The sequence below is a fragment of the Micromonospora aurantiaca ATCC 27029 genome (assembly GCF_000145235.1).
GTDB classification, from domain to species: domain Bacteria; phylum Actinomycetota; class Actinomycetes; order Mycobacteriales; family Micromonosporaceae; genus Micromonospora; species Micromonospora aurantiaca.
The window spans coordinates 5725118-5744895 of the sequence record NC_014391.1 but is presented as its reverse complement, the minus strand read 5'-3'; the positions used below and the strand labels follow the sequence as shown (position 1 = coordinate 5744895).

The window sequence follows — 19778 nt, the reverse complement described above, 5'->3', positions numbered from 1 at the left end:
ACGCGGGAGACTGGCAGGCGTGAGCACTCCGATTCGCGCGTCGTCGATCCTGCCCGGTCGCCGGGAGGACATCGAGCTGCACACCGCCGACGGGCTGACGCTCGTCGGCGAGCTGGCCCGGCCGCTGGACCGCGAACCGGCCGCCACGCTCGTCTGCCTGCACCCGCTGCCCACCCACGGCGGGATGATGGACAGCCACGTGTTCCGCAAGGCGGCCTGGCGGCTGCCCGCGCTGGCCGGCCTCGCAGTGCTCCGGTTCAACACCCGGGGGACCAGCAGCGTCCGCGGCACCAGCGAGGGAACGTTCGACGGCGCGGTCGGCGAGAAGTTCGACGTGGCCGCCGCGATCGAGTACGCCGAGTTCCACGAGCTGCCGAACATCTGGCTGGTCGGGTGGTCGTTCGGCACCGACCTGGCGCTGAAGTACGGCTGCGACCCGGCGGTGGCCGGCGCGATCCTGCTCTCCCCGCCGCTGCGCTACTCCGCGCCGGAGGACCTGGGGGTCTGGGCCGAGACGGGTAAGCCGCTCACCGCGCTGGTCCCCGAGTTCGACGACTACCTGCGCCCGGAGGAGGCCCGGGAGCGGTTCACCGCCGTGCCGCAGGCCGAGGTGGTGGGCGTGGACGGCGCCAAGCACCTCTGGGTCGGCGACGCGGAGAAGGTGCTGGACGAGATCGTCCGGCGGGTCGCCCCCGGCGTACCGCTGCCGCTGCCGACCACCTGGGACGGCCCGATGGAGACCGGCGACGTCAGCGCGTACGCCGACCGCACCGTCGCCGCGTTCGCGGACACCCCGGTTCCCGGCCCGGCCCAGCGGCGCGCCGAGTAACCGCTCAGCGGGCGTCCTGGCGGGGTAGCACCACCTCGCGCAGGATCAGCTGCAACGCGGCCACGGTGGGGATCGCGATGAGCGCGCCCACCACGCCCAGCAGCGCCACCCCGAGCAGCGCGGCGAGCAACGCCGCCACCTCGTTGACCGACACCGCCCGGCGCATGATCTTCGGGTAGATCAGGTAGTTCTCCACCTGCTGGTAGAGCACGAAGAACACCAGGCAGGCGATGCCCACCGGCAGGTCCGTGGCGAGCCCGACGAGCGTCACCACCACCGCGCCGAGTGTCGCGCCGATCTGCGGGATCAGGTCGGTCACCGCGACCACCACGGCGAGGGCGAACGGGTACGGCAGGCCGACCGCCAGCGCGAACACGAACGTCGTCACCCCGGCCAGCACTGCGATGGCGAGCGCGCCGACCATGTACGCGCCGACCCGGGTGAGGATCTCGTCGCCGATCAGCCGGACCCGCTGCCGGCGCGAGCGCGGCACCATCGCGTACCCGAGTTCGCGCAGCTTGTCGAAGTACGCCAGGAAGTAGATCGTCAGCACCAGCACCGTGAGCAGGCGGAAGATCGTCCCGAAGATCAGTTGTGCCCCGCCGAGCACGCCGCCGAGCGCCCGCCCGATCGTGTCCGCGTTCGCCGCCGCCTGGACCCGCTCCATCACGTCGTACCGGATCACCAGGTCGTTGACAGTGGGATTGCGGCGCAGCTCCTCGACGTAGCCGGGTAGCTGCTGGAGGAACTGGCCGGACTGGGTCACCACCGGCGGCACCAGCGCCAGCAGGCCGGCGACGATCAGCAGCACCACGGTGAGCGTCACCACCGCCACCGCCAGCCCGCGCGGCAGGCCCCACTTGCGCAGCCGGACCACCGCCGGGTGCAGGCCGACCGCGAGGAACAGCGCGATCACCACGAGCACCAGGATGCCGGCGGCGTTGCGGATGCCCAGGAACAACGCGTACGCCAGCAGCACGCCGAGCGCGCCGGTAAACCCGACCAGGAAGGCGCTGCGCCGCAGTGGCCGCCCCGGTACGCCGAAGCGCCCGCTCGGCTCGAACTCACCCGGCTCGACGTCGACGGGCCGCTCGCCGCTCATGCCGGTGCCGGTCCGCGTGTGCTCCGCGGTGCGCGTGGTCTCACTCGCGGTGCCCGTGGTGCCGCTTGCGGGCCTCGCGTCGCCGGTGGGGGAGCCGGAGGTGTTCACGTCCGCGGCCTCGTCGTCCCGGGCGGCGGAACCCTCCTGTGACACCCGTGCCTCCCCGCTGCCCGGCTCGCCCGCCGGTGCCGTCCCCGGCCGACGCGCGGCCCTCTGCCCGCAGGGTAGTCGCCGCCGTCCGCCCCGACCATCCCACCACCGCCACCCGCCGGGCCGTCCCGGCGGGCCGCCCCGCCGGGCCGTCCCGGCAGGCCGCCCTGGCGCGGGTCGCCCGCCAGTTCGGGGAGGTGGTGTGGTCCGGGTGGGTGGGATGCCGCCACTTCGCCGACGTGGCGCTGGGCCCGCCAGTTCGGGGTGGATCAGTCCTTGTCGACCGTCACCGTGCTGGGCTTGGCGCTGCGCTCGTCGGTGGTCGGCTTTGTCGGGCGCTTGCCGTTCTCACCGGTGCTGGTGATCTTCGTGGGGGTGGCGCCCCGGCCGCCCTCACCCGGCACGGCAGCCACTGTGGGCTCGCCGTCGACGCCTGCTCCGCCGGGGGAGTCCATCGTGGTCACCGGTTCGCCGACCGGCTTCGCCTTGCCCGCGTCGGCGGGCTCGCCGTCACCCTTGGCCGGCCCGGCGCCGTTGGGGACCGCGGTGGCGGTGCCCTTCGCGGCCACCGGCGCACCGCCGCCGGCCGGGGTGTCGCCGGGGCTCTCCGCGCCGCTGGTGACCGGCGTGCCCTCGCCCGCCGGCGTGCCGTCGCCGGTGGACCGGCCGGTGGAGGCGGCGGCGAGATCGTCCGGGTCGACCGGGGTGGCCGCGATCCCGGCCGAGTCGGCGTCGCGCCGCAGGTCGGTGAGGCGGCGTTGCAGGTCGTCGGACTCCTGCCGCGACTTCCACGTCTCGGTACGCAGGTCGGCCAGCTCCTGCTGAGCCTTGGCGATCTCCAGCATCACGCCGGCGAGCTGCTGCCGGCCGGCGGCCACCTCCTGCTGGGTGGCGGCCAGGTGCTGCTGCGTGGTGGCGAGGTGCTGCTGGGTCGTGGCCGCGTACTCCTCGAACTGGCGTCGCGAGGCCGCGACGTGCTCGTCGGCCTTGCGGCGCTGCGCGCCGGCGTCCGCCTCGGCGCGGCGCAGCAGCTCGGCGGCCTCCAGCTCGGCCTGCTGCCGCATGCTCAGCGCGTCGGCCTCGGCGGCCTGCCGGACGTCGGCGGCGGTGCGCTCGATCTCGTCGCGCCGCGTGGTGTACGCCTGCTCCAACTCCTCCTGCCGCTTGGCGTGCTGCTTGTCCAGCTCGTCGCGGCGCTTGGCGAACTCCTGCTCGGCGGCGGCCCGGCGCTGGGCCAGCTCCTTCTCCGCGCCGTCCCGCCGCTCCGTGACCTCCTTCTCCACCCCGGCCCGCCACGCGCCCAGCTCCTGCTGGGTCTGCGCGCGGGCCTGCTGCACGTACGCCTCGGTCTCGGTGCGCATGCGCTGCACGTACGCCTCGACCTCGGCGCGGTTGCGCTTGCCGGCGTCGGCGGCCTCGGTGGTGAGCCGGTTGGCCTCGCTGCGGGCCCGGCCGCGGGTGGCCTTGGCGGCCTCCTCCGCGTCGTCCACGATCTTCTTGGCCTCGGCCAGCGCCTTGGCGTGCGTGGCCCGGCCGGCCTCGGCGGCGGCGTCGGTGAGCCGCTTGGCCTCCTGCTGGCCCTTGGCGTGCACCTCCTTGGCCGCCTCGCGGAGCTGGCTCGCCTCCTGCTGGGCCTTGGCCAGCGCCTCCTTGGCCGCCTCGCGCAGCCGCGCGGCCTCCTGCTGTGCCCGGGAGTGGATCTCCTTGGCGGTGTCGCGGAGCTGGGTGGCCTCCTGCTGGGCCTTCGCCAGCGCGTCCTGGGCGGTCCGGCGCAGCTTCTCGGCCTCGTCCTGGGCCGCCGTCCGCAGCCTCGTCGACTCGTCCTGCGCGTCCTTGCGCAGCTTCGCCGACTCGTCCTTGGCGGCCTTCAGCGTGGCTTCGGCCTCGGCCTTGCGGGCGGCGGTGTGCCGCTCCTCCTCGGTCCGGCGGGCCGCCAGCGCGATCTCGAAGTCCTTGAGCGCCTGGGCGGCCTGCTCCCGGGCCTCCTCGACGATGTGCTCGGCGGCGGCGCGACGGGCCTCGATCTCCTCGTTCGCGGCGGCCAGGATCTCGTCGGCCTGCTCCTCGGCCATGGTGAGGATCTGCTCGACGCGCGGACCCAGGTGCCGGAACGACGCCCGGTCCACGACCGCCGCCTGCTTGCGCACCTGGGCCAGGTCGCGCTGGAGCACCTCGACCTGACCGGCCAGCTTGTGGATCTGGGTGTACGCCTGTTCCCGCTCGGTGGTCAACGCCGCGATCTCGTGCTCCGCGCGAGCGACGTAGCGGTCGACCTGTCGTTTCTCGTATCCCCGCAGGGCGGACTCGAAGCTGGGCTCCGTCGTCACGTCCCCGCCGAGCGCGAACAGTTCCTCGCCGTGCGACATGCCCCCATCCTCACACGCATCCGGCTCTGCTGGGGCGATACGGACGCCCCTTCTGGGAGCTACTTCACCCTCCTGGCGAAACGGGCCGCACAAGCATGACGGCGCGGGGCGACACCGGTCACCCGGTGTCACCCCGCGCCGTGGCTCATGCCCCCGACAGCGGGTGTGCCGATCAGCCGGCCGACTCGGCCGTCACCTTCTGCCCGGCGGCGTCCGCCTTCGGCGTCTCGGCCTTGCCGCCGGCCGGCACGCCCGGCACGATGCCGGCCAGGCCGGACAGCATCTGGCCGAGCTGCGAGGTGACCGCGTCCTTCTGGCGGGTCAGGTCCTCGACCTCGCGACGGGCCGCCTGCGTGGTCAGCTCGGCCTCGGTGCGGGCCTCGTTGAGCACCCGCTGCGCCTCGGCACGGGCCTCGTTGAGCGTCTTGTCGGCCAGCGCCTTGGCCTTGTCGACGGTCTCGTTGGCGGTGCGCTCGGACTCGACCCGCCGGGCCTCGGCCCGCTGCTCGATCTCCTTGGCGCGCTCCTGCGCGGCACGGGCCCGCTGCTCGGCCTCGTTCACCAGCTTCTGGGTCTGCGCGACCTGGGCGGCGTGCCGCTCCGACTCCTCGCGCTCGGCCTTCTCCCGCCGCTCGGCGAGCTGGAGCTCCAGGGCCTGGAGGTCCTTGTCGCGCTTGTCGCGTGCGTCGGTGAGCAGCTTGGTCGCCTCGGCGCGCTTCTCCTCGGCCTCCCGGGCGGCCTTGGCCCGCTGCTGGGTGATCTCCCGCTCGGCGGTGGCGCGCAGCGTGGCGACCTCGCGCTCGACAGTCGACTTCAGCTCGGCCACCTCGTGCGCGGTGACCGTACGCAGCTGCTTGGTCTCGCGGTCGGCGTCGGCGCGCAGCGTGTCGGCCTCACGGCGGGCCTGCACCCGGACCTCGGCGGCCTCGCGCTCGGCGGCGGTGCGGACGCTGCCGGCCTCGCGCTCGGCGGTCGCCTTCATGGCGGCGGCCTCGGCGCGGGCCTTGTCGGTGATCTCACGCGCCTCGAGGCGGGCGGCGGAGAGGATGCCCTCCGACTCGCGCTTGGCCTCGTTGCGGTGGTCGTTGGCCTGCTCCTCGGCCAGCCGCAGGATCTGCTCGACGCGAGTGCCCAGGCCGGAGAGCGTCGGCCGGCTGTTCTCCTCGAGCTGCTTGTTGGTCTCGGTGAGCTTCTGCTCCAGCGCGCTCTGGCGCTGCTCGGCCTGCCGCAGCCGGCGCTGCGCGTCGTTCATCCGCTGCTCGGCCTCGGCACGGGCCTGCTCGGACTGGCTCAGGGCGGCGCTGAGGCGGCCGATGAAGTCGTCGACCTGGTTGGTGTTGTAACCACGCAGGCCAACGGTGAAATCGGGCTGTGAGTTCGCGTTATCGAAGAACGCAAGAGGGGAGGACTGCTGCTGGGGCATTGGGACATACTCGCAGACCCCCCAGGGTGGTTCGCAAGAGTGGTCGGCAGCTTTCGCGTCCGGTTTACATGGTCAACTCCGTCGGCCGTGCGGACCGGACCAATCGGCGATCTTGGCAGCTCCCGCGCGGGTCGGTCGAGTGGGACGTCACCGGGGAAGGTGGCGCGAAAGGGCCGCGGGTCGGAACCCGCGGCCCTTTGTTGCGTACGTCAGTCGAATGGTGACCGGGTCGGCCGGAAAGGCAATCCGGGGCGACCGTACGGTCAGTGACCGCGGAACCGGTTGATGGCGCTTTCGTGGCGCGAACGCATCTCGATGTCGCGGACGCCGAGCCCGTCGGTGGGGGCGAGGCACCGCACGCCGACCTTGCCCTGGTGCGCGTTGCGGTGCACCTCGTACGCGGCCTGGCCGGTCTGCTCCAGCGCGTACGTCTTCGACACGGTCGGGTGCACCTTGCCGAGCGCGACCAGCCGGTTGGCCTGCCACGCCTCGTGGTAGTTGGCGAAGTGGCTGCCGACGATCCGCTTGAGGTGCATCCACAGGTAGCGGTTGTCGTACTGGTGGTTGAAGCCGCTGGTGGAGGCGCAGGTGACGATCGTGCCGCCCTTCTTGGCGACGTAGACGCTGGCGCCGAACGTCTCCCGGCCCGGGTGCTCGAAGACGATGTCCGGGTCCTCGCCGCCGGTCAGCTCGCGGATGCGCTCACCGAAGCGGCGCCACTCGTCCTGGTCCTGGGTCTGCTCGTCGGACCAGAACTTGAACCCCTCGGCGGTGCGGTCGATGACCAGCTCGGCGCCCATCTTGCGGCACAGCTCGGCCTTCTCCGGGGAGGAGACCACGCAGACCGGGATCGCGCCGCCGTTGAGGGCCATCTGGGTGGCGTACCCGCCGAGGCCGCCGGAGGCGCCCCAGATCAGCACCACGTCGCCCTGCTTCATGTTCGCGCCGTGGTGCGAGACGAGCTGCCGGTACGCGGTGGAGTTGACCAGCCCCGGGCTGGCCGCCTCCTCCCAGCTCAGGTGGCGCGGCTTCGGCATCAGCTGGTTGGCCTTGACGATCGCCAGCTCGGCCAGGCCGCCGAAGTTGGTCTCGAAGCCCCAGATCCGCTGCTGCGGGTCGAGCATCGTGTCGTCGTGACCGGCGGAGTCCTCCAGCTCGACCGACAGGCAGTGCGCCACCACCTCGTCGCCGGCCTTCCACTTGGTCACGCCCGGCCCGGTGCGCAGCACCACGCCCGCGGCGTCCGAGCCGACCACGTGGTACGGCAGGTCGTGGCGGCGGGTCAGCTCGGAGAGCCGGCCGTAGCGCTGGAGGAACTTGAACGTGGGCAGCGGCTCGAAGATGCTCGTCCACACCGTGTTGTAGTTGATCGCGCTGGCCATCACCGCGACGAGCGCCTCACCCGGGCCCAGCTCGGGGGTGGGCACCTCCTGCACGTGCAGCGCCTTGCGCGGGTCCTTGTCGCGGGTGGCCATGCCCTCGAACATGCGGGTGTCCTCGGCACGCACCACCACGCCCCGGTAGCTCTCCGGCACGGGCAGTCCGGCGAGGCCGCCGAGCTCCCGCTCCGGCTGCGACGAACCCTCCGCCGCCATGATCGCTTCGAGGATGTCCTGCACGGTGACCTCCCGTTAGTCCACACCCGCACGACGCGGGCAGGGGTGCTGCCATCGTCGGCGCCGGTGCGACGGGACCGCCATGTCGGCAATCGACACTTCCGGCACCGGTCGCCGCTGCTGTTCGGGCGGACGTTACTGAACGGTAGCTAAAGCGGGAACCCCTCTGTGAAAAACTGCATCCACCGATGCGTGGAGGTGTCCGTGGGAACGTGCAAGCGCGCACTGCCGCGCGTGTTCCCACGTGTTAGGAAGGGCCCCTTCTTAACAGACGTCTGTTAAGAAGGGGCCCTTCCTTGCGGCTCAGGCGGGCTGGACCAGCTCGATCAGCACACCGCCGGCGTCCTTGGGGTGCACGAAGTTGACCCGGGAGTCCGAGGTGCCGCGCCGGGGCGCGTCGTAGAGCAGCCGGACGCCGCGCTCGCGCAGCGCCGCGCAGGCCACGTCGATGTCCGCCACCGTGTACGCCACCTGCTGGATGCCGGGACCACGCTTGTCCAGGAACTTGCCGATCGTGGTGTCCGGCGAGAGCGGGGCGAGCAGCTGCACCATGCCGCCGGAGGCGTCCGGGCCGACCGCGAGCATCGCCTCGCGTACGCCCTGCTCGGCGTTGGTCTCGGTGTGCACGCAGCGCATCCCGAACGTGCGCTGGTAGAAGTCGATCGCGGCGTCCAGGTCGCCGACGGCGATCCCGACGTGGTCGATGCGGCGCAGGCCGATGTCTGTGACAAACTCGGCAGCGGGCTCGACGGGGGAGTTCTCAGCCATGACGCTAGTCTGACCGAACAATCGTTAAGGCGTACAGGTCGGCACCCCCTCGGAGGCAGGCAATGGCTTCGGTGATCGTCAGCGGCGCGCGGACCCCCATGGGGCGCCTGCTGGGCAACCTCAAGGACCTCCCCGCGACCAAGCTGGGTGGCATCGCGATCAAGGCGGCCCTGGAGCGCGCCGGCGTCGCGCCCGAGCAGGTCCAGTACGTGATCATGGGCCAGGTGCTCCAGGCCGGCGCCGGGCAGATCCCGGCCCGGCAGGCGGCCGTCGAGGCCGGCATCCCGATGTCCACCCCGGCGCTGACCATCAACAAGGTCTGCCTCTCCGGGCTGGACGCGATCGCGCTCGCCGACCAGCTCATCCGGGCCGGTGAGTTCGACGTCGTGGTGGCCGGCGGCATGGAGTCCATGACGAACGCCCCGCACCTGCTGCTCGGTCAGCGCTCCGGCTACAAGTACGGCGACGTGACCGTCAAGGACCACATGGCCCTCGACGGCCTCACCGACGCCTGGGACTGCTGCTCGATGGGCGAGTCCACCGAGCGCCACGGCGCGAAGCACGGCATCACCCGCGAGGAGCAGGACGCGTTCTCCGCGGCCAGCCACCAGCGCGCCGCCGCCGCGCAGAAGAACGGCCACTTCGGCGACGAGATCACCCCGGTGGTCATCCCGCAGCGCAAGGGCGACCCGCTGGTGATCAGCGAGGACGAGGGCATCCGCCCGGACACCACCGCCGAGTCGCTCGGCAAGCTGCGTCCCGCCTTCGCCAAGGACGGCACCATCACCGCCGGCAGCTCCTCGCCGATCTCCGACGGCGCCGCCGCCGTGGTCGTGATGAGCAAGGCCAAGGCCAAGGAACTGGGCCTGACCTGGCTGGCCGAGATCGGCGCCCACGGCAACGTGGCCGGCCCGGACAACTCCCTGCACTCGCAGCCGTCGAACGCGATCAACCACGCCCTGAAGAAGGGTGGCCTGAGCATCGAGGACCTCGACCTCATCGAGATCAACGAGGCGTTCGCGGCGGTGGGCATCCAGTCCACCCGTGACCTCGGCATCAGCCCCGACAAGGTCAACGTCAACGGCGGCGCGATCGCGCTCGGCCACCCGATCGGCATGTCCGGCGCCCGCCTCGTCCTCACGCTCGCGATGGAGCTGAAGCGGCGCGGCGGCGGCACCGGCGCGGCCGCGCTCTGCGGCGGTGGCGGGCAGGGCGACGCGCTGATCATCCACGTACCGAACGGCGCCGAGAGCTGATTGTCTTGAACGACGCGAGTAACGCCCCGGCGGCGGCCACCGGCCCGGTGCGCCGCAGCCGGGACGTACCCATGCTGGTGGAACGGGCCCGCGCGGGTGACCCCCGCGCGGTGGCCCGGCTGATCACCCTGGTCGAGTCCGGCGACGAGGTGTTGCCGCAGGTGGCGGCGGCGCTCGCGCCGTACGCCGGGCACGCCCAGGTGGTCGGCCTGACCGGCTCGCCCGGCGTGGGCAAGTCGACGACCACGAACGAGCTGGTCCGGGCGCTGCGGGCGCGCGGTCACCGGGTCGGCGTGCTGGCCATCGACCCGTCCAGCCCGTTCACCGGCGGCGCGATCCTCGGTGACCGGGTCCGGATGCAGGACCACGCGACCGACCCGGGCGTCTACATCCGCTCGATGTCCAGCCGGGGCCACCTGGGCGGTCTCTCTGCGGCGACGCCGCAGGCGGTGCGGGTGCTGGAGGGCGCCGGCTGCGACGTGGTGCTCGTCGAGACCGTCGGCGTCGGGCAGGCCGAGGTGGAGGTGGCCTCGCTGGCCGACACCACGCTCGTGCTGCTCGCGCCGGGCATGGGCGACGCGATCCAGGCGGTCAAGGCCGGCATCCTGGAGATCGCCGACGTCTTCGTGGTGAACAAGGCCGACCGGGACGGCGCGGACGCCACCGTCCGCGACATCCAGGGCATGATCGCGCTCGGCGAGCGCGGGCCGGGGGAGTGGCGGCCGCAGGTGGTGCGCTCGATCGCCGCCCGCGCCGAGGGCATCGACGACATCGCCGCCGCGATCGACAAGCACCGCGACTGGCTGGAGCGCCACGGCGAGCTGCGCCGCCGCCGGGAGGCGCGGGCCGCCGCCGAGATCGAGGCCATCGCGCTGGGCGTGCTGCGCGCCCGGATCGGCTCACTGCGCGACGGTACGCAGCTCCCGACGCTCGCGGCCAAGGTGGCCGAGGGCGCCATCGATCCGTACGCCGCGGCGGAGGAACTGCTCTCCCAGCTCGGCTCCTGAGGCGCGGCCGGCCGGGTCGCCCCGGCCGGCCTCTCAGAGTTCCGCTTCGGTGAGCGGGTTGGCGGTTCCGGCGGCCCGGCTGACCGGGGCCGCCAGCATGCCGGCGATGGCGTCGGCGAGGAAGTCCCCGACGTCCAGCCAGCGCGGGTCCTGCCCGTCCTGTTCGGCGCGGGCCTCGACCTCGGCGGTGGCGGTCATGACGATGCGGGCGATCAGGGCTGCCCGGCCGGCCACCACCCCCGGATCGAGGTGCGCCAGGCGGGACGCCAGTGAGGCGCGGACCGGCAGGTCGACGAAGGCCGACTCGAACGCCTCGCGCATCAGCACCCGCAGCGTCGGGTCGTGCAGGGCCTGGGCGAGGAAACGTGCCCGCCAGCTCGGCCGGGGCAGGCCGGCGAGCACCGCCATGGACGGCTGTACGAGGCTGCGGACGTCGCCGAGCACCGAGTCGGGTTGCGCGGGCATCGCCCGGCGGGGTTCGGCCAGGGCGTCCATGTGCCGGGCGACCAGTGCCCGGAGCAGGCCCTCCCGGCCGCCGAAGTAGTACCGCACCGCGGAGTGGTTCGTGTTGCCCGCGACCTCGGCGATCCTGCGGTCGGAGACCTGCGCGATCCCCGTCTCGGCGAACAGGCGTTCGGCGGCGTCGAGCAGCGCGGTACGGGCCGCCTCCGACCGTGCCATGAACCCTCTCTTCCCCTGGACCGGCGCCCAGCTGTGGCGCAGGCCAAACCTAGTCGTTTCGTCCTCCGGCGACCGCGTCACCTACACTTCGTAAGTCACTTGACTTACGTTTGGCTGCCGACGCAGCCGTGAACCCCTCCGGAGCCTGCCTGTGCCGCCCTCCAACGACCCGGCGCCCGCCGAGCCGACCGCCGCCGACCGCAAGGAGCGGATCATCCGCTCGGTCGCCCTCTTCGTCATGCCGTTCCTCATGGTCACGATGATGTTCGCGACCTACGTGGGAACGATGCACTCGCCGCACCCCCGCCAGATGCCGGTGGCGGTGATCGGCAGCGGCGCCGAGGCCCAGGGCGTCGTCGACGCGTTGAACGCCACAGCCGGCGAGCCGGTCGAGGCCCGGCTGGTCGCGTCCCGGGACGCCGCCGTGGAACTCCTGCGGGACCGGGAGATCAGCGGCGCGTTGCAGCTCCCGGCGGCGGGTTCGGACCAGGCGACGATCATCACCGCGTCGGCGGCCGGCGCCTCCCGCGCCGGCACCGCGCAACAGCTCCTCGCCCCGGTCGCCGTGCAGCAGCAGTGGGCGTCCACCACCGAGGACGTCGCGCCGCTGCCCGACGACGACCGGGCCGGCATCTCGGTGCTGTTCGCCGCGATGGGCATGATGCTCGCCGGCTACGTACCGCTGAGCATGCTCCTGATGGCCACCCCGCACCTGCTGCGCCTGCGGCGGTTCGTTCCGCTGGCGGCCGGCTGGTCGGCGCTGACCAGCACGATCATCTGGCTGATCCTCGGACCCGGTGTGGGCGCGGTCGACGGCCACTACCTCACGTTCCTCGGCGTCGGCATGCTCACGACCGGTGCCGTCGGTCTCGCCCAGCTGCTCTTCACCAAGGTGATGGGGCCGCTGGCGGTCCTGCTCGGGATGCTGTTCTTCGTCGTGCTCGGCATGCCCGCGTCGAACCTGGCGCTGCCGGTCGACACGATGCCCGGCTTCTTTCAGTTCCTGCACGGGGTGCTGCCCCTGCCGGCGGCCGGTGAGGCGCTGCGGTCGGCGCTCTACTTCGACGGCCGGGGCATCGGCGTCCACCTGCTGACGCTCGCCGCCTGGATCGTCGCCGCCGTGCTGCTCTGCCTGCTCAAGGAGCGCGGCGGGGCGCCGATCCCGCAGGCGCCGCAGGTCGACGGCCCGGACACGCCGCTGCCCGCGCTCGCCGGCGGCCCGCCGCGGTCCAAGCGGTTCCGGTACGTGACGGTGGCGGCGTTCCCGCTGAGCATCCTGGTCGCCGTGGTGGGCCTGATGAGCTTCTCCATGCACAAGCCCGAGCCGCACGACATCCCGGTAGCCGTGGTCGCCGCCGTCCCCGAGCAGGCGGAGCAGGTCGCCGCCGGCCTGCGGGCCGGTCTCGGCGGGGTCGCCGACATCTCCGTGGCCGCGTCGGTGGACGAGGCGAGGGAGCGCATCCTCGCCCAGGACCTGGTCGCCGCGTACGTGCTGCCCGCGACACCGGGCGGCGAGGCGACCCTGTACTCGTCGTCGGCCGCCGGTTCCAGCCAGCACATGATGGTGCAGACCATGTTCCGCCAGGTCGCCGCCGGGCAGCAGACGCCGCTGGCGGTCACCGACGTGGCGCCGCTCAGCAGGACCGACACGATGGGCAGCAACAGCCTGTACGTCGGCATGTCCTGGATCATGTCCGGGTTCCTGATGCTCGCCGTGCTCCGGGGCGGGGCACCGCACCTGCGGCGGCTGCGCCAGTTCCTGCCGATCCTCGGCGGCTGGGCGATCGGCATGGCCACCTGGCTGTGGCTGCTGTTCGACGTGATCATCGGCGCGGTCGACGGGAGCGCCCTGGAGATGATCGGTTTCGGGGCCCTCACCATCTTCGCCGTGTCGTCGGTGACCGGGGTCTTCACCCGCACCTTCGGCCTCGCCGCGATCGTCCCGATGATGGTGGTGCTGATGATGGCCGGCGTACCGGCCTCCGGCGGCGGCCTGTCGATCTACATGGTGCCGGAGTTCTTCCGGACGCTCCAGGGCGTCCTGCCGCTGCCCGCCGCCGTGGACACGGCCCGGTCGCTCACCTACTTCGACGGCGTCGGCGTCGGGCGGAACCTCGCCGTCGTGGCGATCTGGGCAGCGGTCGGCCTGCTGCTCAACCTCGGCGTCGACTGGTGGCTCCGGCGCCGGGAGCGGACGGCCGGCGGAACCGGGCCGCACCCGGCGCCGGACACCTCCGGCGGGCTGGACGGGATCGTCGGCGAGCCGGCGCCGGCCGGGGCGCGCTGAACCGGGCTCCGTCCACTGCGGAGCGCCCGCGCCTAGTACGCTCGCACCGCCCCACGCCGTCGGCGCGGGGCGGTGCGACGGGTGGGAGAGCATGGCTGACGAGGCGACCCAGGAACTGTCGATCACGCCGGACGCGGTGGCGGGCGGGACCACGCACGTCTCCGACGAGGTGGTGGAGAAGATCGCGGTGGCCGCCACCCGCGGGGTGCCCGGGGTGGCCGAGCTGGGCGGTGACGTGGCCCGGTTCTTCAACGCGGTGCTCGACCGGGTCGGGCTCGATCAGGTCGGCGACGCCCGCCGGGGCTGCTCGGCCCACGTCACGAACGGCGCGGCGGTGATCAACCTGGTCCTCGTGATCGCGGCCGGTCACCCGGTTCCGCAGGTCACCGACGAGGTGCGGGCCGCTGTCGCGTCCGCCGTCGAGGCGTACGGGCTGCGGGTCGACGAGATCAACATCAAGGTCGACGACGTGGCGATGGGCTCGCCGCCTCCTGCCGCCTGACCCTGCCCCTCCGGCGGGCAGACGACCCGTACCGTTGTTCCCAGCGGCGCGAGGCCGCCGTGCGTCGGGAGGTTCGCCATGCCGAAGGCTGTCTCGTTCGCTCCAGTGCGAACCGTGAGGGCGTACGAGGGGATCGTCCGGCAGGTCGAGGAGCGGATCGCCGCCGGCGATCTGCGGCCGGGGGACCGGCTGCCCAGCGAGCGCGAGCTGACGACCCAGTTCGACGTCAGCCGGTCGACCGTGCGTGAGGCGCTGCGCGTGCTGGAGAGCAGCGGCCTGGTCCGCTCGCGCCCCGGTGACCCGCTCGGGCCCCAGGTGATCGCCTCGACCGCCTCGGCGATGCGCAAGCTGTTCGCCCGGGTCGTGGACAGCCGGCGGCTCGGCGTGGCGGAGCTGCTCCAGTTCCGCATGATCATCGAATCGGCGGCGGGATCGGTCGCGGCCCGGCAGGCGTCACCGTCCGAGTTGGACGAACTGGAGCAGGCGCTGGCGGGCATGCGGGACGCGGTGGCCGACGGCTACGAGGCGTTCAGCGCGGCGGACGTCCGCTTCCACGAGCACGTCGCCCGCCTGTCCGGGAACGAACTTCTGGTGCTCTGCCTCGACGCGGTCCGCAGCATGGTGCTCGATCTGATCTCCACGAAGCTCGCGGAGGCCCCGGATCGTGAGGCGCTGATGGAGCGCACGCTCGCGCACCACCGCCGGGTCATCGACGCGATGCGCGCGGGCGAGGCCGACGAGGTGGCCCGGCTGACCCGCCAGGAACTGCACCACTACTACGCCGAGTACGTGCCGGAGGCGCGGCGCTCGATGGTGGACGTATTGCTCTGAATCCGCCTGATGTGGCCTGACCTCGGATTATCCGAGGCGGCCATCAGCTGAGCAGGCTCTTCCCTTCAACTGGTCTGACCAGTAGCCTCCCCCACATCTCGTCGTGTACCACGGGGGACCACCAGTTGCCCAATGCATCGACCGCCCCGGATCGGGGCGGAGGTCGCACCGCTTCGCATGGGAGAAGCTGCATGAAGTCGTCCAGATTCGCCGCGCTCGCCGCGGCAGCCCTGGTCTGTCCGGGACTCGTGCTCGTCGCGTCGCCCGCGTCGGCCAACCCCGCCGCCGGCGCACCGGGTGCCCACAACGCCATCACCGACGTTCCCGGCATCCAGGTCGGCCAGGTCCAGTCCGACACCGCTCCGTACCTGACCGGCACCTCGGTCGTCTACATGCCGCAGATGTCCGTGGCGAGTGTGGACCAGCGTGGTGGCGCCCCCGCCACCAAGGAGACCGACCTGCTCAGCCCGCTCAACTCCAACCCGGGCGTCAACGCGATCCAGCTCGGCGGCAGCAGCATGTACGGGCTGTCGGCCACCAACGGCATCATCCGCTGGCTGGAGGACCGGGGCGAGGGCGTACGCGTCGGCGCCGGCGGCGTGGCCCCGATCGTGCCGGCCGCGGACATCTTCGACCTCGGCCGCGGCGGCGACCCGAAGGCCCGCACCTCCGCCGAGTGGGGTTACCTCGCGGCACAGGCCACCTCGGACGGTCCCGTTCGCCAGGGCGGCGTCGGCGGCGGCACCGGCGCCCGTGGCGGCGGCATGCGCGGCGGCGTCGGCACCGCGAGCGTCCACCTCGGCGACGGTATCTACGTCGGCGCGATGGTGATCGTGAACCCGGCCGGCTCCCCGGTCGACCCGGCCGACTGCACCCTGTACGGCGTCAAGTACGGCATCGGCAACGAGTTCGCCGGGTACAAGGCTCCCAAGAAGAAGGAGTGCAACCCGCCGACCCCGCCGGCCGCCGCCGCCGAGCAGCCGGCCAACACCACGATCGCCGTGGTGGCCACCAACGCCCCGCTGGAGAAGGCCGCCGCGCAGCGCATGTCCGGCAACGCGCACGACGGCATGGCCCGCGCGATCAGCCCGATCCACACGCTCGGCGACGGCGACACCGTGTTCGCGGTGTCCACCGGCAAGGGCGAGGCGCTCCAGATCAACGACCCGGCCGACAGCCGCCAGCTCAACGCCATCTTCAACGCCGGCGCCAGCACGCTCGCCCGTGCCATCGCGAAGGCGGTCCTCTCGTCCGAGAGCATCGGCAACACCACCAGCTACTGCGACCGCTACCCCTCGGCCTGCAAGGGCATGAAGCAGCTCAAGCAGTGGCGTACGCAGGGCAACGCCCCGGACGTGACGCCGGAGACCTTCGCCCAGGCGACCCAGGCGCTGCAGCAGACGCCGGTCCCCGCGCCGGCCGGTGCCGACAAGGGCAAGGACAAGGGCAAGGGCAAGCCGAACGCCGCTCCGGCGGGCAACACCACGAACGACGCCGGTCAGGAGTCGCAGAACGGCATGGTTCTCGCCTCCGGCAACACCGGTGGCCCCACGCTCTCGACGGGCGTGACCACGGGCCTGCTGGCCGCCGCCGTCCTCGGTGTCGGCCTGCTGGGCATGCACCTGCGGGGACGCCGCCGGGCGCCGTCCGCCCGGCTCAGCTGACACACACGCTGTCTCACCTCGCGCCGGCACAGTAGGCGCGTGACGATCGAGGCGGGTTCCGTCCACCCGGACGGGGCCCGCCTCGCGTCGTTCCCAGGTCGCCGGCCGGTGGATCGTCCGCGCCCGGTATGACCGTCTATCTTGGAGTTGTGGCACCTCGCACAGCTCGCATACAGCGCATCCCAGGCGCCACAACTCCAAGATCGACGGAGGAGGGCGTTCAAAGCCGAGCCACTTGGCAGCACGTCAGCCCTTCGGTGTGCCGAGGGAGCGGGAACGAGCTGCCCTCGGCAGCTCGTTGCGTCGCGCTGGCGCAGAGCACAGAGGCCACACCGTAGGGCTGGGCGTGGTCGTCGGGCGGGTGGAACGCGTTCGCCCGCGGTTCAGCCCTCACTCGGCCGTGCGTTGTGTCGACGCCCCGAGCCCCCGGGCGCGCAGGGTTTCACGGAGGCGACACACCTCGACTGCGACAGTCCACTGCGCACCGACCACGGCTCCCGGACAACCCCGGCCCTCCTGGACCGTCGATCTTGCACTTGGTGTCCCGACGAACGGGGTCAAATCCCCCGCACCAGGGGCAGCAAGTGCAAGATCGCGGGGAGGGGGAGCGGGGAGGGGGAGCGGGGGAATGACGGAAGGACCTGGTGGGCGGGAGCCCACCAGGTCCTTCTGTGCGTGGTGCTGGGCTACTTCTTGGACACCTTGGTGACGTCGAAGGACTGGGTCACCGCGTCCTTCGGGTAACCCTCGACGCCGTCGCGGATCACCGCGAGGTTCGGCAGCAGGAACAGCCAGTCGCTGGCGGCCTCCTGCGAGATGACCTTCGCGGCCTCGGCGAACTTCTTGTCCCGGGTCGCCGCGTCCAGAGCCGTGTCGGCCTCGTTCATGAGCTGCGTGACGGCCGGGTTCTTGTAGCGGTAGTAGTACTCCGGCTGGCTGTAGCGGACCAGGTCACGCGGCTCGACGTGGGCGATGATGGACAGGTCGTAGTTGGCCTTGCCGAGCACCTTGTCGAGCCACTGCGGCATCTCGACGTTGTTCTGGGTCACCTTGATGCCGACCTCGGCGAGCTGCGAGGCGACGAACTGCGCGGAGGCGCGGGCGTAGCCGGGCGGCGGGACGTCCATGGTCAGGGTGAGCCCGTTGGCGTGGCCGGCCTCGGCGAGCAGCTGCTTGGCCTTGGCGGGGTCGTGCGGGAAGTCTCCGGTGCGGTCCTCGTACCACGGGTCGCTCGGCGGCACCATGCTGCCGATCTTCGTGCCGTACCCGGACCAGACGGTCTTGATGAGCGCGTCGTGGTCGATCGCGTGGCGGATGGCCTGGCGCACCCGGGCGTCGGCCAGCGGGCCCTTGGCGTTGTTCATCGCCAGGACGACCTCACCGGTCGTCTTGCCCTCGACCACCTCGAACTGCTTGTTGCCCTTGAACACCTCGAGCAGCTGCGGCGCCTGGATGTTGGCCACGATGTCGAGCTGACCGGAGAGCATCGCGTTGTTCAGCGCGTTGGCGTCGGTGATGTACCGGAAGACGGCGGTGCCGACCTTGGCCTTCTCACCCCAGTAGCCGTCGTTGCGCACCAGCGTGATGCTGTCGCCGCGGTTCCACTTGTCGAACTTGAACGGACCGGTGCCGTTCGGCTTCGTCCCCAGGTCGGTGGCGTTCTCCTTGAGCACCACGCCGACGCGGCCGGCGACGTCGAACAGCCAGCTCTGGCTGGGCCGGGACAGCGTCACGTCCACGGTGGAGGCATCAGGCGCCTCGACGGTCTTCACGACTGTCATCTGCGACTTGAACGGGTTCGTCGAGCCCTCGGCGGTGACCCGCTTGAAGCTCCACACCACGTCCTGCGCGGTGAGCTTCTGGCCGTCGTGGAAGGTCACGCCGTCGCGCAGCTTGAACGAGTACTTGGTGCCGTCGTCGGACACCTTCCACTCGCTGGCCAGCAGCGGCTCCACCTCGCCGGTGCCGGCGTTCTGGCGCACCAGGCCCTCGTACACGTTGTAGAGCAGGACCTGCGGGATCGCGGCGCCGGCCTCGGCGGTCAGGTCGAGGCTCACCGGCTCCAGGTAGGCGCCGAGGGTGACCGTACCGTTGCCGGAACCACCGCCGGTGGTGGTCTCCGAGTCACCATCGCTACTGCACGCGGTCAGAGCCAGCGCCGTGGCGAGCAGCACGGCGGGCAGCGTTATCTTCAGCCGATTCATTCGTGTGTCCCATCGCGAAGAACGCCAAGGGCGCTCGTAGCCTGTGAGGCGGGACACTATGAGCGTGCTACCCGATGCAAAAGGGCCAGTTCAGCGGGGTCGGCAGGTACCAATCAGCGCCGGACTACCGCGCCACGCGGAACCCGGTGTTGCCACTTGAGGAGTCAACGGTGGTCCGACTCCGTGCTGCCACGCGGTAACGGTTGCAATAAGAGTCGTGGCACAGGTACGAACCACCCCTGATGACGCTCTCACCTGGTGAGATACGGCCGCGGCGGTCGCGCCAGGGTTCGGCCGTGAGTTCCCAAACGTTGCCCGCGACGTCGTACAGGCCGTAGCCGTTCGGCGGAAACGCGGTCACCGGAGAGGTGCCTGCGAACCCGTCTTCAGCGGTGTTGACAGCAGGGAAGGCACCCTGCCAGATGTTGCACAGGTGCCGCCCGTCCGGGGTCAGCTCGTCGCCCCAGGCGTAGCGCGCCTGGGACAGGCCGCCGCGCGCCGCGTACTCCCACTCGGCCTCGGTGGCCAACCGGGTGCCGGACCACAGGCAGTACGCCTCGGCGTCCCGGTGGGAGACGTGCACGACGGGGTGCCGCTCGCGCCCGCGTACGTCCGAACCGGGCCCGTCCGGGGCGGCCCAGTGCGCTCCCTCGACCGCCAGCCACCACGGCGCCTGCGGCACCGACGCGTCCAGCACGTACCGGTGCGCGGACGGCGCCAGCAACAGGTGGAAGACGAACGACCAGCCGTACCGTTCCGCGTCCGTGCGGTAGCCGGTGGCGTCGACGAAGCGGGCGAACTGCCGGTTCGTCACCGGTGTCGCGGCGATCGCGAACGGGGCCACAGCCACCGGCCGGACCGGTCCCTCCAGGTCCTCCGGGAAGCCCTCCGGGTCGTCGGTGCCCATGAGGAAGGTGCCGCCGGGCAGCGCGATCAGGTCGTCCGTACCCCGGAATGGTGAGCGGACGGCGCTCGCGCCCGCCGCGGCGCCGGTGTCGGCGGCGGCGGGCGGGCGTCGCGGCGCGCAACACGGCGACGGCGGGGGAGTGCCCCCGCCGTCGCCCGGATCGACCGGTTCGGTGCTCACATCCG

At 72.0% G+C, this 19778-nt stretch carries 15 protein-coding genes; 7 read left to right on the top strand and 8 right to left on the bottom strand.

Annotation, left to right across the window (positions count from 1 at the left end; translation table 11 throughout):
* Positions 1 to 19: 19 nt before the first annotated feature.
* Complete coding sequence (locus MICAU_RS25470) at positions 20 to 829, top strand: alpha/beta hydrolase (protein ID WP_013288227.1); 810 nt, start codon at positions 20 to 22, stop codon at positions 827 to 829.
* Positions 830 to 833: 4 nt separating this feature from the next.
* Here MICAU_RS25470 and MICAU_RS25465 read toward each other — a convergent pair whose 3' ends face one another.
* The 5 genes from MICAU_RS25465 to mce form a co-directional block, all read right to left on the bottom strand.
* A complete protein-coding gene (locus MICAU_RS25465; protein WP_174361816.1) occupies positions 834 to 1931 on the bottom strand; it encodes an AI-2E family transporter in 1098 nt (365 codons plus the stop codon).
* Between the two features lie 419 nt (positions 1932 to 2350).
* Positions 2351 to 4447: a hypothetical protein gene (locus tag MICAU_RS25460; RefSeq protein ID WP_013288225.1), complete on the bottom strand. Its 2097-nt coding sequence runs from the start codon at positions 4445 to 4447 to the stop codon at positions 2351 to 2353.
* Positions 4448 to 4619: 172 nt separating this feature from the next.
* Positions 4620 to 5870 carry a DivIVA domain-containing protein gene (locus MICAU_RS25455; RefSeq protein ID WP_013288224.1) on the bottom strand — a complete coding sequence of 417 codons (1251 nt, stop codon included), beginning with the start codon at positions 5868 to 5870 and terminating at the stop codon, positions 4620 to 4622.
* A gap of 263 nt (positions 5871 to 6133) precedes the next feature.
* Positions 6134 to 7489: a crotonyl-CoA carboxylase/reductase gene (gene ccrA, locus MICAU_RS25450; protein ID WP_013288223.1), complete on the bottom strand. Its 1356-nt coding sequence runs from the start codon at positions 7487 to 7489 to the stop codon at positions 6134 to 6136.
* Positions 7490 to 7789: 300 nt separating this feature from the next.
* A complete protein-coding gene (mce, locus tag MICAU_RS25445; protein WP_013288222.1) occupies positions 7790 to 8254 on the bottom strand; it encodes a methylmalonyl-CoA epimerase in 465 nt (154 codons plus the stop codon).
* Between the two features lie 62 nt (positions 8255 to 8316).
* On the opposite strand from mce, the gene MICAU_RS25440 reads away from it, so the two are divergent.
* Both MICAU_RS25440 and meaB read left to right on the top strand, forming a co-directional pair.
* Positions 8317 to 9510 carry an acetyl-CoA C-acetyltransferase gene (locus MICAU_RS25440; RefSeq protein WP_013288221.1) on the top strand — a complete coding sequence of 398 codons (1194 nt, stop codon included), beginning with the start codon at positions 8317 to 8319 and terminating at the stop codon, positions 9508 to 9510.
* Between the two features lie 5 nt (positions 9511 to 9515).
* Positions 9516 to 10517, top strand: coding sequence for a methylmalonyl Co-A mutase-associated GTPase MeaB (gene meaB / locus MICAU_RS25435; protein ID WP_013288220.1), 1002 nt, complete (start codon positions 9516 to 9518; stop codon positions 10515 to 10517).
* 33 nt (positions 10518 to 10550) lie between these two features.
* On the opposite strand, the gene MICAU_RS25430 is transcribed toward meaB, so the two are convergent.
* Complete coding sequence (locus MICAU_RS25430) at positions 10551 to 11198, bottom strand: TetR/AcrR family transcriptional regulator (protein WP_013288219.1); 648 nt, start codon at positions 11196 to 11198, stop codon at positions 10551 to 10553.
* 151 nt (positions 11199 to 11349) lie between these two features.
* On the opposite strand from MICAU_RS25430, the gene MICAU_RS25425 reads away from it, so the two are divergent.
* The 4 genes from MICAU_RS25425 (at position 11350) to MICAU_RS25410 (ending at position 16482) form a co-directional block, all read left to right on the top strand.
* The gene (locus tag MICAU_RS25425) at positions 11350 to 13485 is read left to right on the top strand and encodes an ABC transporter permease (protein WP_013288218.1); all 2136 of its coding nucleotides are present in this window, start codon (positions 11350 to 11352) and stop codon (positions 13483 to 13485) included.
* 91 nt (positions 13486 to 13576) lie between these two features.
* A complete protein-coding gene (locus tag MICAU_RS25420; RefSeq protein ID WP_013288217.1) occupies positions 13577 to 13987 on the top strand; it encodes an Asp23/Gls24 family envelope stress response protein in 411 nt (136 codons plus the stop codon).
* A gap of 114 nt (positions 13988 to 14101) precedes the next feature.
* The gene (locus MICAU_RS25415; RefSeq protein WP_225319458.1) at positions 14102 to 14818 is read left to right on the top strand and encodes a FadR/GntR family transcriptional regulator; all 717 of its coding nucleotides are present in this window, start codon (positions 14102 to 14104) and stop codon (positions 14816 to 14818) included.
* Positions 14819 to 15009: 191 nt separating this feature from the next.
* Positions 15010 to 16482 (top strand): P1 family peptidase, encoded by a 1473-nt coding sequence (locus MICAU_RS25410; RefSeq protein ID WP_013288215.1) that lies wholly within the window; start codon positions 15010 to 15012, stop codon positions 16480 to 16482.
* Positions 16483 to 17168: 686 nt separating this feature from the next.
* On the opposite strand, the gene MICAU_RS25405 is transcribed toward MICAU_RS25410, so the two are convergent.
* Together MICAU_RS25405 and MICAU_RS25400 are read right to left on the bottom strand one after the other, a co-directional pair.
* Positions 17169 to 18686 (bottom strand): ABC transporter substrate-binding protein, encoded by a 1518-nt coding sequence (locus tag MICAU_RS25405; RefSeq protein ID WP_013288214.1) that lies wholly within the window; start codon positions 18684 to 18686, stop codon positions 17169 to 17171.
* Positions 18687 to 18810: 124 nt separating this feature from the next.
* The gene (locus MICAU_RS25400; protein ID WP_013288213.1) at positions 18811 to 19773 is read right to left on the bottom strand and encodes a formylglycine-generating enzyme family protein; all 963 of its coding nucleotides are present in this window, start codon (positions 19771 to 19773) and stop codon (positions 18811 to 18813) included.
* Positions 19774 to 19778: the final 5 nt, after the last annotated feature.

Excerpts from the sequence above, each read along its gene's own strand:
- MICAU_RS25465 (WP_174361816.1), bottom strand. The coding sequence starts at position 1,931 with ATGAGCGGCGAGCGGCCCGTCGACGTCGAGCCGGGTGAGTTCGAGCCG.
- MICAU_RS25460 (WP_013288225.1), bottom strand. The coding sequence starts at position 4,447 with ATGTCGCACGGCGAGGAACTGTTCGCGCTCGGCGGGGACGTGACGACG.
- MICAU_RS25455 (WP_013288224.1), bottom strand. The coding sequence starts at position 5,870 with ATGCCCCAGCAGCAGTCCTCCCCTCTTGCGTTCTTCGATAACGCGAAC.
- mce (WP_013288222.1), bottom strand. The coding sequence starts at position 8,254 with ATGGCTGAGAACTCCCCCGTCGAGCCCGCTGCCGAGTTTGTCACAGAC.
- MICAU_RS25440 (WP_013288221.1), top strand. The coding sequence starts at position 8,317 with ATGGCTTCGGTGATCGTCAGCGGCGCGCGGACCCCCATGGGGCGCCTG.
- MICAU_RS25430 (WP_013288219.1), bottom strand. The coding sequence starts at position 11,198 with ATGGCACGGTCGGAGGCGGCCCGTACCGCGCTGCTCGACGCCGCCGAA.
- MICAU_RS25420 (WP_013288217.1), top strand. The coding sequence starts at position 13,577 with ATGGCTGACGAGGCGACCCAGGAACTGTCGATCACGCCGGACGCGGTG.
- MICAU_RS25410 (WP_013288215.1), top strand. The coding sequence starts at position 15,010 with ATGAAGTCGTCCAGATTCGCCGCGCTCGCCGCGGCAGCCCTGGTCTGT.
- MICAU_RS25405 (WP_013288214.1), bottom strand. The coding sequence starts at position 18,686 with ATGAATCGGCTGAAGATAACGCTGCCCGCCGTGCTGCTCGCCACGGCG.